The organism is Streptomyces sp. NRRL F-6676 (genome assembly GCF_000725625.1).
Classification (GTDB): Bacteria; Actinomycetota; Actinomycetes; order Streptomycetales; family Streptomycetaceae; genus Streptomyces.
The window spans coordinates 38,848-51,932 of the sequence record NZ_KL647087.1 but is presented as its reverse complement, the minus strand read 5'-3'; the positions used below and the strand labels follow the sequence as shown (position 1 = coordinate 51,932).

At 75.1% G+C, this 13,085-nt stretch carries 12 protein-coding genes; 6 read left to right on the top strand and 6 right to left on the bottom strand.

The features are described from left to right. Positions 1 to 117: 117 nt before the first annotated feature. Entirely contained in the window at positions 118 to 1,086 is a 969-nt protein-coding gene (locus IO29_RS35265; protein ID WP_030382924.1) for a UDP-glucuronic acid decarboxylase family protein, read from the bottom strand. A 124-nt stretch (positions 1,087 to 1,210) separates the two neighbouring features. Here IO29_RS35265 and IO29_RS35260 point away from each other — a divergent pair, with 124 nt between their 5' ends. Beyond that, positions 1,211 to 1,651: an SRPBCC family protein gene (locus IO29_RS35260; RefSeq protein WP_030382925.1), complete on the top strand. Its 441-nt coding sequence runs from the start codon at positions 1,211 to 1,213 to the stop codon at positions 1,649 to 1,651. A 40-nt stretch (positions 1,652 to 1,691) separates the two neighbouring features. Then, positions 1,692 to 2,354 (top strand): class I SAM-dependent DNA methyltransferase, encoded by a 663-nt coding sequence (locus IO29_RS35255; RefSeq protein WP_030382926.1) that lies wholly within the window; start codon positions 1,692 to 1,694, stop codon positions 2,352 to 2,354. 55 nt (positions 2,355 to 2,409) lie between these two features. On the opposite strand, the gene IO29_RS35250 is transcribed toward IO29_RS35255, so the two are convergent. Beyond that, positions 2,410 to 3,231 (bottom strand): class I SAM-dependent methyltransferase, encoded by an 822-nt coding sequence (locus tag IO29_RS35250; protein ID WP_030382927.1) that lies wholly within the window; start codon positions 3,229 to 3,231, stop codon positions 2,410 to 2,412. Positions 3,232 to 3,354: 123 nt separating this feature from the next. Here IO29_RS35250 and IO29_RS35245 point away from each other — a divergent pair, with 123 nt between their 5' ends. Beyond that, complete coding sequence (locus IO29_RS35245) at positions 3,355 to 3,870, top strand: GNAT family N-acetyltransferase (protein WP_030382928.1); 516 nt, start codon at positions 3,355 to 3,357, stop codon at positions 3,868 to 3,870. A gap of 233 nt (positions 3,871 to 4,103) precedes the next feature. Continuing rightward, entirely contained in the window at positions 4,104 to 4,271 is a 168-nt protein-coding gene (locus IO29_RS35240) for a hypothetical protein (RefSeq protein ID WP_158709375.1), read from the top strand. 87 nt (positions 4,272 to 4,358) lie between these two features. Here IO29_RS35240 and IO29_RS35235 read toward each other — a convergent pair whose 3' ends face one another. From IO29_RS35235 to IO29_RS35220, 4 genes are all read right to left on the bottom strand, one after another. After that, positions 4,359 to 5,549 carry an XdhC family protein gene (locus IO29_RS35235; RefSeq protein WP_051707923.1) on the bottom strand — a complete coding sequence of 397 codons (1,191 nt, stop codon included), beginning with the start codon at positions 5,547 to 5,549 and terminating at the stop codon, positions 4,359 to 4,361. 62 nt (positions 5,550 to 5,611) lie between these two features. Continuing rightward, positions 5,612 to 8,008, bottom strand: coding sequence for a xanthine dehydrogenase subunit D (pucD, locus tag IO29_RS35230; RefSeq protein ID WP_030382931.1), 2,397 nt, complete (start codon positions 8,006 to 8,008; stop codon positions 5,612 to 5,614). A 6-nt stretch (positions 8,009 to 8,014) separates the two neighbouring features. Beyond that, entirely contained in the window at positions 8,015 to 8,488 is a 474-nt protein-coding gene (locus tag IO29_RS35225; protein ID WP_030382932.1) for a (2Fe-2S)-binding protein, read from the bottom strand. Next, complete coding sequence (locus IO29_RS35220; protein WP_030382933.1) at positions 8,488 to 9,375, bottom strand: FAD binding domain-containing protein; 888 nt, start codon at positions 9,373 to 9,375, stop codon at positions 8,488 to 8,490. Before IO29_RS35220 ends, IO29_RS35225 begins: the two co-directional genes overlap by 1 nt. 317 nt (positions 9,376 to 9,692) lie before the next feature. Between IO29_RS35220 and IO29_RS35215 the strand changes: the two genes are divergently transcribed. Further along, positions 9,693 to 11,393 (top strand): PucR family transcriptional regulator, encoded by a 1,701-nt coding sequence (locus IO29_RS35215; RefSeq protein WP_030382934.1) that lies wholly within the window; start codon positions 9,693 to 9,695, stop codon positions 11,391 to 11,393. Between the two features lie 224 nt (positions 11,394 to 11,617). After that, positions 11,618 to 12,367: a hypothetical protein gene (locus tag IO29_RS35210; RefSeq protein WP_199806930.1), complete on the top strand. Its 750-nt coding sequence runs from the start codon at positions 11,618 to 11,620 to the stop codon at positions 12,365 to 12,367. The last annotated feature ends 718 nt before the right edge of the window (positions 12,368 to 13,085 follow it).

Sequence of the window (13,085 nt, the reverse complement as noted above, 5' to 3'; positions counted from 1 at the left end):
GCTCTGGGTGACCGGGCGCTCGCGGCACGGGGCGCCGTGATGGCTCGCGCGGTTCCCCGCGCCGCTCACGGGGCGCGGGGTTCGCGTTCGCGTAGGGGGAGGTGCGGGGCGCGGTGGTCAGGCCGCCATCGGCTGTGCCGTGAACCAGGCGATCGTGCGTTCGAGTCCTGCCGTCCAGGAGGTCGTGGGCTCCCAGCCGAGCCGCTCCCGCGCCCGCGTCGTGTCCGGCCGCCGTCGCGCCGGGTCGTCGACGGGCCGTTCGACGAACCGGATGCGGGACGAGGACCCCGTCAGCTCCACCACCCGCCGCGCCAGCTCCAGCATGGTGATCTCGTCGGCGCCGCCGATGTTCACCGGCCCGGTCTCCCCCGCCGCCCCGGCCAGCGCGAGCACCCCGCTCACCGTGTCGTCGACGTAGCACAGGGACCGCGTCTGCCCGCCGTCCCCGGCGACGGTGAGCGGCATCCCGTCCAGCGCCTGCGCGATGAACGTGGGCACCGCCCGCCCGTCCCCCGTCCGCATCCGAGGCCCGTACGTGTTGAAGATGCGGACGATCGCCGTGTCCGTACCGTGCACCTGCCGGTGCGCGGTGACGAGCGCCTCCGCGAACCGCTTGGACTCGTCGTAGACACTGCGCGGCCCGATCGGGTTGACGTTCCCCCAGTACGTCTCCGTCTGCGGGTGTTCGAGCGGGTCGCCGTACACCTCGGAGGTGGAGGCGAGCAGGAAGCGCGCACCGTCGCGCCGGGCGCGCTCCAGCGCGTTGCGGGTGCCGGTGCTGCCGACGTCCAGCGTCTCCAGCGGGAGCCGCAGATAGTCCACGGGCGAGGCGGGGCAGGCGAAGTGGAGTACGAGGTCGAAGCTGCCGGGCAGGGAGCGCACGACGGCCGGGTCGGTGACGTCGCCGTGCACGAACCGGAAGCCGGACCGCTGTTCGAAGGGAGCGACGTTCCCGCGCGACCCGGTGGCGAGGTTGTCCACGCAGACGACCTCGGCACCCTGTTCGAGCAGACGTTCGCACAGATGCGAGCCGACGAATCCCGCTCCCCCGGTCACCAGCGCCCGGCGCCAAACGTGCACGTCCACGGGCCTCTCCTCACTCTCGCCGTTCACTTGCGTCGCGGCGAGTACCCGTTCGTGACGATGTGTACCAGAGCACCCCCGGGCGCCTCGCCGGGCGCGGGGACCCGCCCCCGCCTACGATCGCCCCGTGGCCCTCTTCCGACTGGAACGCGTCGCCCCGCGGCTCTCCGTCGACCAGGCCTGGCAGCGGCTGACGGACTGGCCGCGCCACGCCGACGTCGTCCCGCTGACCCGGATCACCGTGCTCACCGAGCCGCCCACCCACGAGGGCACGGCCTTCGTGGGCCGCACCGGCGTGGGCCCCCTGGGCTTCGACGACCCGATGGAGGTCACCACCTGGAACCCCCCGCCGGACCACACCCCGGCCCACTGCCGCCTGGAGAAACGCGGCCGCCTGCTCCGCGGCTGGGTGAACATCACCGTCCACCCCCACCCCCCGGGCGGCGCCCGCGTGACCTGGCAGGAGGACCTCCGCGTACGCGGCTTCCCCCGCCTCCTCGACCCCGCCGTACGCACGGGCGCCCGATGGGCCTACGGCCATGCGCTGGACCGGCTCCTGACGACGTGACGAGACGGACTGTCGTACCCCCGGCCTACGCTCCCACCCCATGACCTCCCCGACCCCCTCCCCCCTCGCCACCACCCGCGCGTCCTACGACACGGCGGCCGTCTCCTACCACCGCCTGGTGGGCGCCTCGCTGACGGAACTGCCCTACGACCGCGCCGTACTGGGCCTCTTCGCCGGACAGGTGCGCGGCACGGGTACGGACGGCCCGGTCGCGGACCTGGGCTGCGGCACGGGCCGGGTGACGTCGTATCTGCGCGCCCTCGGCCTGGACGTCTTCGGCGTCGACCTCTCCCCCGGCATGGTGGCCGTCGCCCGCGAGGCCTGCCCCGGCGTGCGCTTCGAGGTGGGCACGATGACGGCCCTCGACCTGCCCGACGCCTCGCTCACCGGCGCGGTCGCCTGGTACTCCCTGGTCCACACCCCACCGCGCGAACTCCCGCGCCATTTCGCGGAGTTCCACCGGGTACTGGCCCCCGGCGGCCAACTGGCGCTGGCCTACAAGGCGGGCGAGGACGACAGCGTCCACCTGGACCGGGCCTACGGCCACGAACTCTCCCTGGACGTCCACCGATTCGCGCCCGACCGGCTCGCCCGGGAACTGACCGCGGCAGGCTTCACGGAGACGGCCCGCCTGACCCGCGAACCGGACCCGGCACTGCGGGAGAAGACCCCACAGGCCTACGTACTGGCCCGCCGTGAGTGACGGCCGGACGCCCTGAAGCCCCGGCCTCCGCCCCGCTGCGCCACCCGCGCCGACGTCACCGCAGCCGTGCTGTCGCGATGTGCACCTTGAAGGCGCAGGGGACGGTCCCCTCCGCCGTCGTCAGGTCACGTACTCCGGCGAAGAAGGCCGCGCGCAGTCGCCGCACGCCCGCGCTGTCCAGTGGGCCGAGGTCGTAGAGGCCGGAGACGGTGGCCCACACCTGTTCCACCGGGCCGCTCAGGTCGATGGGAACGGTCTCCCAGGCCACGGCCGCGAAGCCGGCCGGGGCGAGGACTTCGTCGAGTCCGTCGCGGCTGCGTGTCCTTCGGTCGCCCAGGGCCGGGATGCGCTGCGCGGCGGGTGCCGCCCCGACCGTCTCCCGCAGCAGCCCGAGGAACCGGTCGTAGGCCTCGCCCCCGACGGCCCCGCCCCCCACCACACAGGCCAGGACCCCTCCCGGCACGAGGACCCGGGCGATCTCCGCCGCGACCCGCTCGATCTCGCCCATCAGCATCAGCGCCAGGTGGGAGACGCACGCGTCGAAACCGTCGTCGGTGAACGGGAGCGCCTGGGCCCGCCCCTCCTCCAGCCCGGCCCCGGCGAGCGCCGGCCGACGCCGTGCCAGTGCGAGGGAGTGCGGCGACAGATCCACCCCCGCGAGCCGCCTTCCGCCGTCCCGCGCCAGGAACTCGAGCAACAGCCCGTCACCGCAACCGACATCCAGTACGCGTTCGCACCCGGCCACCCGATCGCACAAGAGCTCGTAGCTGGACCTGCCGTCAGGAGCACGACCACGGCCGAACGCCTCCGCGGTCACCGCCGGGTACTCGGCATGAAAGGACCGCAGGAACGCCTCTTGGGATGCGATCGCCGCCATCCGTCCAACCTAGTCGGGGGGCCGGGCCCGAGCACGGTTCACGCGAATGACCGTCGCACGCGCGTGCCCTGCGGCCTCGCCAACCCTTTTACGGTGCCGCGGCTCCGAGCCCAGACTGTGCCGGTGCTGATCCGACGCGAGACCCCTGCCGATGCCCCTGCCGTGCGCGCCGTCACCGCGGCCGCCTTCGCCGGACCGGAGACCGCGGTGCCCGTGGAGGTGACACTCCTCGACGAACTACGCGCCTGCGACGCCTGGCTGCCGGAACTGTCGTTCGTGGCGCTCGGCGACAGGAACGAGACCGTGGGCCATGTCGTCTGCACCCGGGGCCATGTCGGCACTGCCCCCGCCCTGGGTCTCGGTCCGCTCAGCGTGCACCCCGACCACCAGCGCCGCGGCGTCGGTCTCGCCCTCGTCCACGCCGTGCTCGGGGCGGCGGACGCACTGGGCGAGCCCTTCGTCGCCCTCCTGGGCAGCCCGGCGTACTACGGCCGCTACGGTTTCCGCACGAGCACGGTCCACGGCATCACCGCGCCGGACCCCTCGTGGGGCGCGTACTTCCAGGTCCGCACCCTGACCGCCCACGACCCCGCGCTGCGGGGCGTCTTCACGTACGCCGAGCCGTTCGCACGGGTCTGACCGGCGGGGCCCTGATGTACCGCGCTGGTTGGAGACCGGGCCGGGGGTCAACTCACGTGGTACGCGCGGCACTCCCTGGGGCTGATTCCCGAGGCGGTCCGTCGTCCTAGCATGCCGGGAGGCGGGCCCCGGGGGGCGCCGCATGGAACCGGCACAGCACGCGGAACGGGGGATTCCATGCAGTGGGGCCCGCCCTCCGGCCATCCGGGCCGCTCGCCCACGCCGCCCCGGACGTGTCCGCCCCAGCCGTATCCGCCGCGGCCGGCCGGACAGCGACCGGCCCGCCGGCCACCGACACCGTCGTCGCCGCGGCCTTCGTCGCCGTCGTGGTCGCCCTGGCCGGCACGGATCCCGCACACCGCCCGCACCAGCACCACCCGCGGGGGCATCCACGGATGTGACGGCGGACCCGGAGACCCCGGCATGACGGCGGCCCCGGAAGCCCCGGCATGGCGGCGTTCCCCGGAGCCCCTGGGTGCCGACGTCCCTCACCCGGCCGATCCGATCCGCTCCTCCTCCGGCCCCGCCGCGTCCACCGAGTCCACCGCGTCCCCCGCACCCGCCCGGGGCGGCCCCGTGCGGTGGATCGGAACGTCCGCCCCCGTCAGCGGCGCCCCCGTGCCGCCCCTCCGTACCGCCACCAGTTCCGCCGCGATGGAGACCGCCGTCTCCTCCGGGGTGCGCGCGCCCAGGTCGAGGCCGATCGGGGAGTGCAGGCGGGACAGTTCGGCCTCCGTCACGCCCGCCTCGCGCAGCCGGCGCACGCGGTCCTCGTGCGTACGGCGGGAGCCCATCGCGCCGACGTACGCGAGCGGGAGGCGCAGGGCGCGGCGCAGCAGGGGGACGTCGAACTTGGCGTCGTGGGTGAGCACGCACAGGGCCGTGCGGGCGTCGAGAGGGGTGCGGTCCAGGTAGCGGTGCGGCCAGTCGACGACGACCTCGTCCGCCTCGGGGAAGCGGGCGGGGGTCGCGAAGACGGGGCGGGCGTCGCACACGGTGACGTGGTGGCCGAGGAGCTTGCCCGCCCGGACCAGCGCGGCGGTGAAGTCGACCGCGCCGGAGATAATCAGCCGGGGCGGCGGCACGGACGTCTCGACCAGCACCGTGAGCGGTGCCCCGCAGCGGGACGCCTCCACCGTGCCGGTCCGCCCGGCGTCCAGGAAGGCGCGCGCCTCGGCCGCCACCGTGCGGTCCAGGGCCGGGTCGCCGCCGAGGCCGCCGGTGTGCGTGCCGTCGGGGCGGACGAGCAGGGCTGCGGTCCGGCCGGCGTACGGGTCCGGGCCTCCCACCACCCGTGCCAGGGCCACCGGTTGCCCCGCCGCGACGGCCGCGACGGCGGCCGCGTACACCTCCCGGGCCGGGTCCCCCGCCCGCACCGGCACCACCAGCACGTCGAGGACGCCGCCGCAGGTCAGGCCGACCGCGAAGGCGTCGTCGGCGTCATGGCCGAACCGCTCGCGGACGGGGCGGCCGTCGGCGAGGGCCTGCCGGCACAGGTCGTACACCGCGCCCTCGACGCAGCCGCCGGAGACCGAGCCGGTCACCGTGCCGGCGGAGTCCACCGCGAGGGCGGCGCCGGGCGGGCGCGGCGCGCTGCCGTGGACGGTGACGACCGTGGCCACCGCCATCTCGCGCCCCTCGGTGAACCACCGGTGCAGTTCCTCGGCGATGTCCAGCATCTTCTCGGGCTCCTCCAGCAAGTCAGGGCCGTTCACCGGCTCCTCCAGCGAGTCAGGGCCGTTCACCGCAGCGCGATGTGCTCCGGGCGTACCGGTACCCGGTTCAGCGCCAGACCCGTCGCGTCGCGGATGGCCGCCAGGATCGCCGGGGTCGAGGACAAGGTAGGGGCCTCGCCCGCGCCGCGCAGCCCGTACGGGGCGTGCGGGTCGGCCAGTTCGAGCAGGTCGACGGGGATCGGCGGGGTGTCGAGGATGGTCGGGATCAGATAGTCCGTGAAGGACGGGTTGCCCACCCGGGCCGTCTCCGGGTCGACCACGATCTCCTCCATCACCGCGATGCCGAGCCCCTGCGCCGTACCGCCCTGGATCTGCCCGGTGACGGACAGCGGGTTGACGGCCCTGCCGACGTCCTGCGCGCAGGCCAGTTCGACGACCTTGACCAGGCCCAGTCCGGTGTCGACCTCCACCACCGCCCGGTGCGCGGCGAACGCGTACTGGACGTGGCCGTCGCCCTGCCCGGTGTGCGGGTCGAACGGCTCGGTCGGGCGGTGCCGCCACTCGCGTTCGGCCTCCACCGCCTCCCCGCCGAGCACGTCCGCGAGCCCGGCGAGCACCTCGCCCCCGGCGGTGACCACCTTGCCGTCCGCCAGCAGCAACTCCTCGGTGAGCCAGGCGGGTCGGGTGCCTCCGAACCGGTTCCGGCCCCGCTCGAACACCCGCTCACGGACCAGCGCGCAGGCGTGGCGTACGGCGCCGCCGGTGACGTACGTCTGCCGGGAGGCGGAGGTCGAACCGGCGCTGCCCACCCGGGTGTCGGCCGGTGCGAGCGTCACCCGGGCGACGCCCAGCTCGGTGCGGGCGATCTGCGTGTGGACGGTGACGCCGCCCTGGCCGACCTCGGCCATCGCGGTGCGGACCGTGGCGACGGGTTCGCCGCCGGTCACCTCCAGGCGGACCCGGGCCGTGGAGTGGTCGTCGAAGCCCTCGGAGAAGCCGACGTTCTTCATGCCGACGGCGTAGCCGACACCCCGTACGACGTCCTCTCCGTGGGTGGCGTTGGACGGGCCGCCCGGCAGCTGCCGTACGTCCGCGCCCTCGGTGGTCTCCCACTGGCGCGCGGGCGGCAGCGGGCGGTCGCGGACCCGGCGCAGGAGTTCGGCGACCGGCGCCGGGGAGTCGACGCGCTGCCCGGTGGGCATGACCGCGCCCTCGGCCATGGCGTTGCGCTGCCGCAACTCCACCGGGTGCAGGCCGAGTTCGGCGGCCAGCCGGTCCATCTGCGCCTCGTAGGCGAAGCACGCCTGCACCGCGCCGAAGCCGCGCATCGCGCCGCAGGGCGGGTTGTTGGTGTAGAGGGCGAGCGCCTCGACGTCCACGTTGGCCACGACGTACGGGCCGACCCCGAGCGAGGCCGCGTTGCCGACGACCGCCGGGGAGGTGGACGCGTAGGCGCCGCCGTCGAGCACGATCCGGGCGCTGACGTGGGTCAGCCTGCCGTCGCGGGTGGCGCCGTGCTCGTAGCGCAGCCGCGCGGGGTGGCGGTGGACGTGGCCGAAGAAGGACTCGGAGCGGTCGTAGACCATCTTCACCGGGCGTCCGGTGCGCAGCGCCAGCAGACAGGCGTGGATCTGCATGGACAGGTCCTCGCGCCCGCCGAAGGCGCCGCCGACCCCGGCCAGGGTCAGCCGCACCCGTTCCTCGGGCAGTCCGAGCACGGGGGCGATCTGCCGCCGGTCGGCGTGCAGCCACTGGGTGGCGACGTACAGGTCGACGCCGCCGTCCTCGGCGGGCACGGCGAGCCCGGACTCGGGGCCGAGGAATGCCTGGTCCTGCATGCCGAAGACGTACTCGCCCGTCACGATCACGTCGGCACGCTCCCGGGCCGCCGGGACGTCGCCGCGCCGGACGGGCTGGCGGTGCAGGACGTTGGGGTGCGGGACGTGGGCGGCGTGCGGGTCGGTGCGGCCGGGGTGGAGGACGGGCGCGTCGGGGGCGAGCGCGCTCGACTCGTCGGTGACGACGGGGAGTTCGCGGTAGACGACCTTGACGAGGGCCGCCGCGCGGCGGGCGGTCTCGGGGTGGTCGGCGGCGACGAGCGCGACGGGTTCGCCGTGGTGGCGGACGCGGTCGCGGGCGAGGACGGGGGTGTCGGGGATCTCCAGTCCGTAGTGGCGGACGGCGGTGGGCAGGTCGTCGTGGGTGAGGACGGCGTGCACGCCGGGGACGGCGAGGGCGTCGGTGGGGTCGAGGGCGACGATCTCGGCGTGGGCGACCGGGGAGCGCAGGGTGCGGCCCCAGAGCATGTCCTCGTGCCACAGGTCGGAGGAGTAGGCGAACTCGCCGGTGACCTTGAGGATGCCGTCGGGACGGAGGACGGACTCGCCGACGCCGCCACGGGTGGACTGCGCCGTCGTCGTGGGCGCGCTGGTCGCCGCCCTCGGGGATCCGGTCGTCGCCATCGCGGATCAGGCCTCCTCGGAGCGCCGGGCGGCCGCCAGGCGGACCGCGTCCATGATCGTCTCGTAGCCGGTGCAGCGGCACAGGTTGCCCGCCAGCGCCTCGCGGATCTCCTCGTCGGCGGGGCTGGGCCGCTGCCGCAGCAGTTCGTCGGCGGCGACCAGCAGCCCGGGCGTGCAGAAGCCGCACTGGACGGCCCCGGCATCGAGGAACGCCCGCTGCACGGGGGCGAGTTCGCCGCCGTCCGCGAGCCCTTCCACGGTGACGACCTCGCACCCCTCGGCCTGCCCGGCGGCGACCAGGCAGGCGCAGACGAGGACGCCGTCGAGCCGGACCGTGCACGAGCCGCACTCCCCCTGCTCGCAGGCGTTCTTGGCGCCGGGCAGCCCGAGCCGTTCGCGCAGCAGGTGGAGGAGGGACTCGCCCTCCCAGACGTCGTCGGCCCGCCGGGGGCGTCCGTTGACGGTGAGACCGACGCGCATCAGGCGACTCCCTCCACGGAGGCGGTGGCGCGGTACTCCTGCCACGCCCAGGTCAGCGTGCGCCGGGCCAGGACGCCGACCGCGTGGCGGCGGTAGCGGGCGGTGGAGCGGACGTCGTCGATGGGGTCGCAGGCGGCGGCGCACAGCGCGGCGAACTTCCCGGCGGCCGAGGGGGCGACGGCCCGCCCGGTGTCCCAGTGGCGGCCCTCCGCGAGGACGCCGTTCAGGAACTCCTCGGCGGGCGTGGCGCGTACGGGCGTCGGGGCGGCCGAGCCGATGCCGGTGCGGACGGTACGGGTGGCGGGGTGCAGGGCGAGCCCGAAGGCGCACACCGCGATCACCATGGCGTTGCGGGTGCCGACCTTGGCGTACTGCTGGGGCCCGTCGGCGGTGCGGATGTGGACGGCGCGGATCAGTTCGTCGGGCGCGAGCGCGTTGCGTTTCACGCCGGTGTAGAAGTCGTCGACGGGGATGCGCCGGGTGCCCCGTACGGAGGCGGCCTCGACCTCGGCGCCCGCGGCGAGCAGCGCGGGGTGGGCGTCGCCGGCCGGGGAGGCGGTGCCGAGGTTGCCGCCGACGCCGCCGCGGTGGCGGATCTGCGGGGAGGCGACCGTGCGGGCGGCGAGGGCGAGGCCCGGCAGCGCGGGGCGCAGCCGCTCCATGATCGTCGCGTACGGCACGCAGGCGCCGAGGCGTACGGACTGCGCGCCGGTCTCCCACTCGTACAGCTCGCGGAGGCGGGTGAGATCGAGGAGGCGTTCGGGGCGGCGGCGGCCGAAGTTGAGGTCCACCATCACGTCGGTGCCGCCGGCCAGCGGTACGGCGTCGGGGTGCTCGGCCTTGGCGGCGAGCGCCTCGTCCCAGTGGGCGGGGCGCAGGAATTCCATACCGGCTCCCTGTTCGATTCGAGCCAGGCCGGAAGCGGCGGCTCCGGCCGGGGGCGGTGTGCCGTGCGCGTGGGTGCGGCCAGTACAGCGCCCCATGGGGGTCGGGGTCAGTCACGGAAAACCCGAAGGAGTTCGCTGGCCACAACCATCATCTTGTAGATTCATATGAACGGAGGCCGTCGGCAACCCGGCCGCTCTCGCGCGACGCCGCACCGCAGCCCCGTACGCACCAGGCCATGGCCCGTCGCGGCCGGAATCGCCCTGTTGCGAACAGACTTCCGACATGCTGTGAGAGACGAGAACGGCGGCGACGAGACATGCGGCTGCGCGCACTGCTGGAGACCGATGCGCTGGGCCTGCGGCTGCTGGGCGGCGCGGACGAGCTGGACCGCACGGTGCGCGGGGTGATGACCACCGATCTGACCGACCCCGGCCGCTATCTCTCGGGCGGGGAACTGGTCCTGACGGGGCTGGCCTGGCGGCACGGCCCGGCCGACTCGGAGCCGTTCGTGCGGATCCTGGTGGCCGCCGGGGTCGCCGCGCTCGCGGTCGGCGACGCGGAGCTGAGCGGGGTACCGGAGGACCTGGTCGCCGCGTGCGCCCGGCACCGGCTGCCGCTGCTCGCCGTGGACGAGTCGGTGGCGTTCGCGACGGTCACCGAGTACGTCGTACGGCAGGTGTCGGGCGAACGGGCGGGCGATCTGGCGGCGGTGGTCGACCGGCACCGGCGGATGATGACCTCCGGACCGGCCGGCGGCGGCCCCGACGTCGTCCTCGACCTGCTCGGCACCGACCTGGACCTGCGCGCCTGGGTGCTCTCCCCCACCGGCCGCATCGTCGCCGGGCGCGGCGACGCGCTGCCGCCCGAGGTGTGCGCGCGGCTGGCCGCCGAGCACCTGGCGGCGTCGCGCGCGGGGCGGCGGGCGCCGTACCGGGTGACGGTGGACGAGACGCCGTACTCCCTCTTCCCGGTGGGCGCCGGCCGCCCGCCCCGGGAGCCCGGCGACGCGCGCGGGAGCGTGCCGTCGGGCGACACGCGCGGGGCGCTGCTCTCCGGCTGGCTGCTCGCGGTGGCCGCGGACGCCGGGGACTGGCCCGAGGAGCGGCTCGACCTGCTGCACGGGGTGACCCAGCTCATCGCCGTGGAGCGGGACCGCCGGGACGCGGCGCGCACGGTACGGCGGCGGCTGGCGCAGGAGGTGCTCGAACTGGTGCAGGTGGGCGCCGCGCCGGCCGAGATCGCGGCCCGGCTGCGGGTCGCCGCGCCGGTTCTGCTGCCCGGCCTCGGCGCGGCCCCGCACTGGCAGGTGGTCGTCGCCCGGGTCGAGTGGGAGGACGGCGGGGACGGGACCGGTGGTGCGGGCGGACCGGCGGCGCAGGCACTGCTCGAAGAGATCCTGGTCGACCCGTCGGCCACCGGACCCGAGCCCGCCGACCGGATCGCGGTCGCCCACACGGGAGAGGAGGCCATCGCCCTGGTGCCGCTCCCGGCCGTCTCCGCCGAGCACGACGGCTCCGAGTCGGGCCTCCTCGCCGACACGCTGCTGAACGCCGTACGGGAACCGCTCACCGCCGGGCTCGACGGCGACGGGCGGCTCACGCTGGGCGTCAGCGCGCCGGTGCACTCGGCGGAGGGGCTGCGCGGGGCGCTGGAGGAGGCGCGGCACGCCCGCCGGGTCGCCGCCGCGCGGCAGGGCCGGGTCTGCGCGGCCGGCCACCACGAACTCGCCTCGCACGTCCTGCTGCTGCCGTTCGTACCGGACGACGTGCGCCGGGCGTTCACCGCAAGGCTGCTCGACCCGCTGCGCGAGTACGACCGCCGGCACCGCGCCGAGCTGATACCGACCCTGGAGGCGTTCCTCGACTCCGACGGCTCCTGGACCCGCTGCGCCACCCGTCTCCACCTGCACGTCAACACACTCCGTTACCGGGTGGGCCGCATCGAACAGCTCACCGGACGGGACCTGTCCCGCCTGGAGGACAAGCTGGACTTCTTCCTGGCGCTGCGGATGAGCTGAGGGAGGAGCGGGGCGGGTGCGGGGCGGCGCGGGGGGCGCGCGCCGGTCCGGCGCGGGGGCGCGCGCGGCGGGGCACCGGCGCCCGGGACGGCGCGGCCGGTGGCCATGACTTTGTGAAATCCTTCACCCAGCCCCTTCCCGGGCTCCGTCATTGGTGCTGGAATGCCGCCACCACTCAACAGCTCGACGGCGCGCTCGGGGAGGGCAATGTGGCGCTCACCGCCATGTCTGGTACCGGAACGACCGCAGGTGACGATCCACTCCAGACCGCGATATGGCGGCTGCGCTCCCGTGCCTGCTGGGCCGACGCGGCGGCGCTGCTCGAACCGCGCACCGCACCGGCCGCGTTGCAGCGCGTCTCGCTGCTGGTGGAGCGCTGCCTCTACGCCGAGCAGGGCTGGGACGAGGCCGAGGACGCGCTGCGTACGGCCGAGGCGCTGGCCCACACCGACGAGGAGCGGGGCGCCGCGGCGTGCGAGCGCGGGCAGCTCGCGTACGCGGCGACGCTGCTGCGGGTGCGGGACCGGGCGGACGAGGCGCGGTCCGCGTTCGGGCGGGCGGCGGCGCTGATCGCGCCGGGGGCGGTGGCGCGGGCGCAGCTGGACTTCCGGCGGGGGCTGCTCGCCGAGAACATCACGCGTTCCCCGCAGGCGGCGAAGGCGGCGTACCGGCGGGCGCACGCGGGTGCGGTCGCCCACGGCGACCCGCTGCTGCTCTCCTCCACCTGGCGGCACCTGGCCGGACTCGCCCTGCGGGAGGGCGAGTTGGCGGAGGCGCGGCACGGCTTCGCCGAGTCGCTGCGGATCCGGGAGGAACTGGGGTTCCTCGTCGGTACGGCGCCGGCGCTGGTGTCCCTCGCGGACGCGGAGACGGAACCGGAGGCAGGGCGTCTCCGCGCGGAAGCGGGCCGCCTGTTCCGCCTCCTGGGCGGCGTCCCCACATGGCTCGCCCCCCACGTGGACGACACCTTGTGACCACCGTCACATACGGTCCCGCTCGACGCGTACGGGGTGGGTGGATTCGGGTGCGCGGGCGAGTGCGGGTCGCTTGTGGTTACTCGCGCAGTTCCCCGCGCCCCTGAGCGCCCACGGGGGTGGGTTGATTCGGGTACGTGGGCGAGTGCGGGTCGATTGTGGTTGCTCGCGCCGTTCCCCGCGCCCCTGAACGCCCACGGGGGTGGGTTGATTCGGGTGCGCGGGCGAGTGCGGGTCGCTTGTGGTTACTCGCGCAGTTCCCCGCGCCCCTGAGCGCCTACGGGGGTGGGGGGATTCGGGTACGTGGGCGGGTGCGGGTCGCTTGTGGTTACTCGCGCCGTTCCCCGCGCCCCTGAGCGCCCACGGGGGTGGGGGGATTTGAGTGCGTGGGCGGGTGCGAGTTGTTTGTGGTTGCTCGCGCCGTTCCCCTCGCGCCCCTTGGGAGGAGGGGCAGGCCGTTGCTTTCAGGGGCGCGGGGAACTGCGCGAGCGGCCCACCACTGCTCGCACCCGCCCACGCACCAATCCGCCCACCCCCATAGGCGCAAGGGGCGCGGGGAACTGCGCGACAAGCCACGTCCCACCCGCACCCGCGCACATCCCGAAACCACCCACCCCCGTAGGCGCCAAGGGGCGCGGGGAACTGCGCGAGCGGCCGCCGCCAACCCGCACCCGCCGACTCACCTCACCTCACCACCCCGCACCGCCCCGCCCCGCCC

Excerpts from the sequence above, each read along its gene's own strand:
- IO29_RS35255 (WP_030382926.1), top strand. The coding sequence starts at position 1,692 with ATGACCTCCCCGACCCCCTCCCCCCTCGCCACCACCCGCGCGTCCTAC.
- IO29_RS35250 (WP_030382927.1), bottom strand. The coding sequence starts at position 3,231 with ATGGCGGCGATCGCATCCCAAGAGGCGTTCCTGCGGTCCTTTCATGCC.
- IO29_RS35235 (WP_051707923.1), bottom strand. The coding sequence starts at position 5,549 with ATGCTGGACATCGCCGAGGAACTGCACCGGTGGTTCACCGAGGGGCGC.
- pucD (WP_030382931.1), bottom strand. The coding sequence starts at position 8,008 with ATGGCGACGACCGGATCCCCGAGGGCGGCGACCAGCGCGCCCACGACG.
- IO29_RS35225 (WP_030382932.1), bottom strand. The coding sequence starts at position 8,488 with ATGCGCGTCGGTCTCACCGTCAACGGACGCCCCCGGCGGGCCGACGAC.
- IO29_RS35220 (WP_030382933.1), bottom strand. The coding sequence starts at position 9,375 with ATGGAATTCCTGCGCCCCGCCCACTGGGACGAGGCGCTCGCCGCCAAG.
- IO29_RS35215 (WP_030382934.1), top strand. The coding sequence starts at position 9,693 with ATGCGGCTGCGCGCACTGCTGGAGACCGATGCGCTGGGCCTGCGGCTG.
- IO29_RS35210 (WP_199806930.1), top strand. The coding sequence starts at position 11,618 with ATGTCTGGTACCGGAACGACCGCAGGTGACGATCCACTCCAGACCGCG.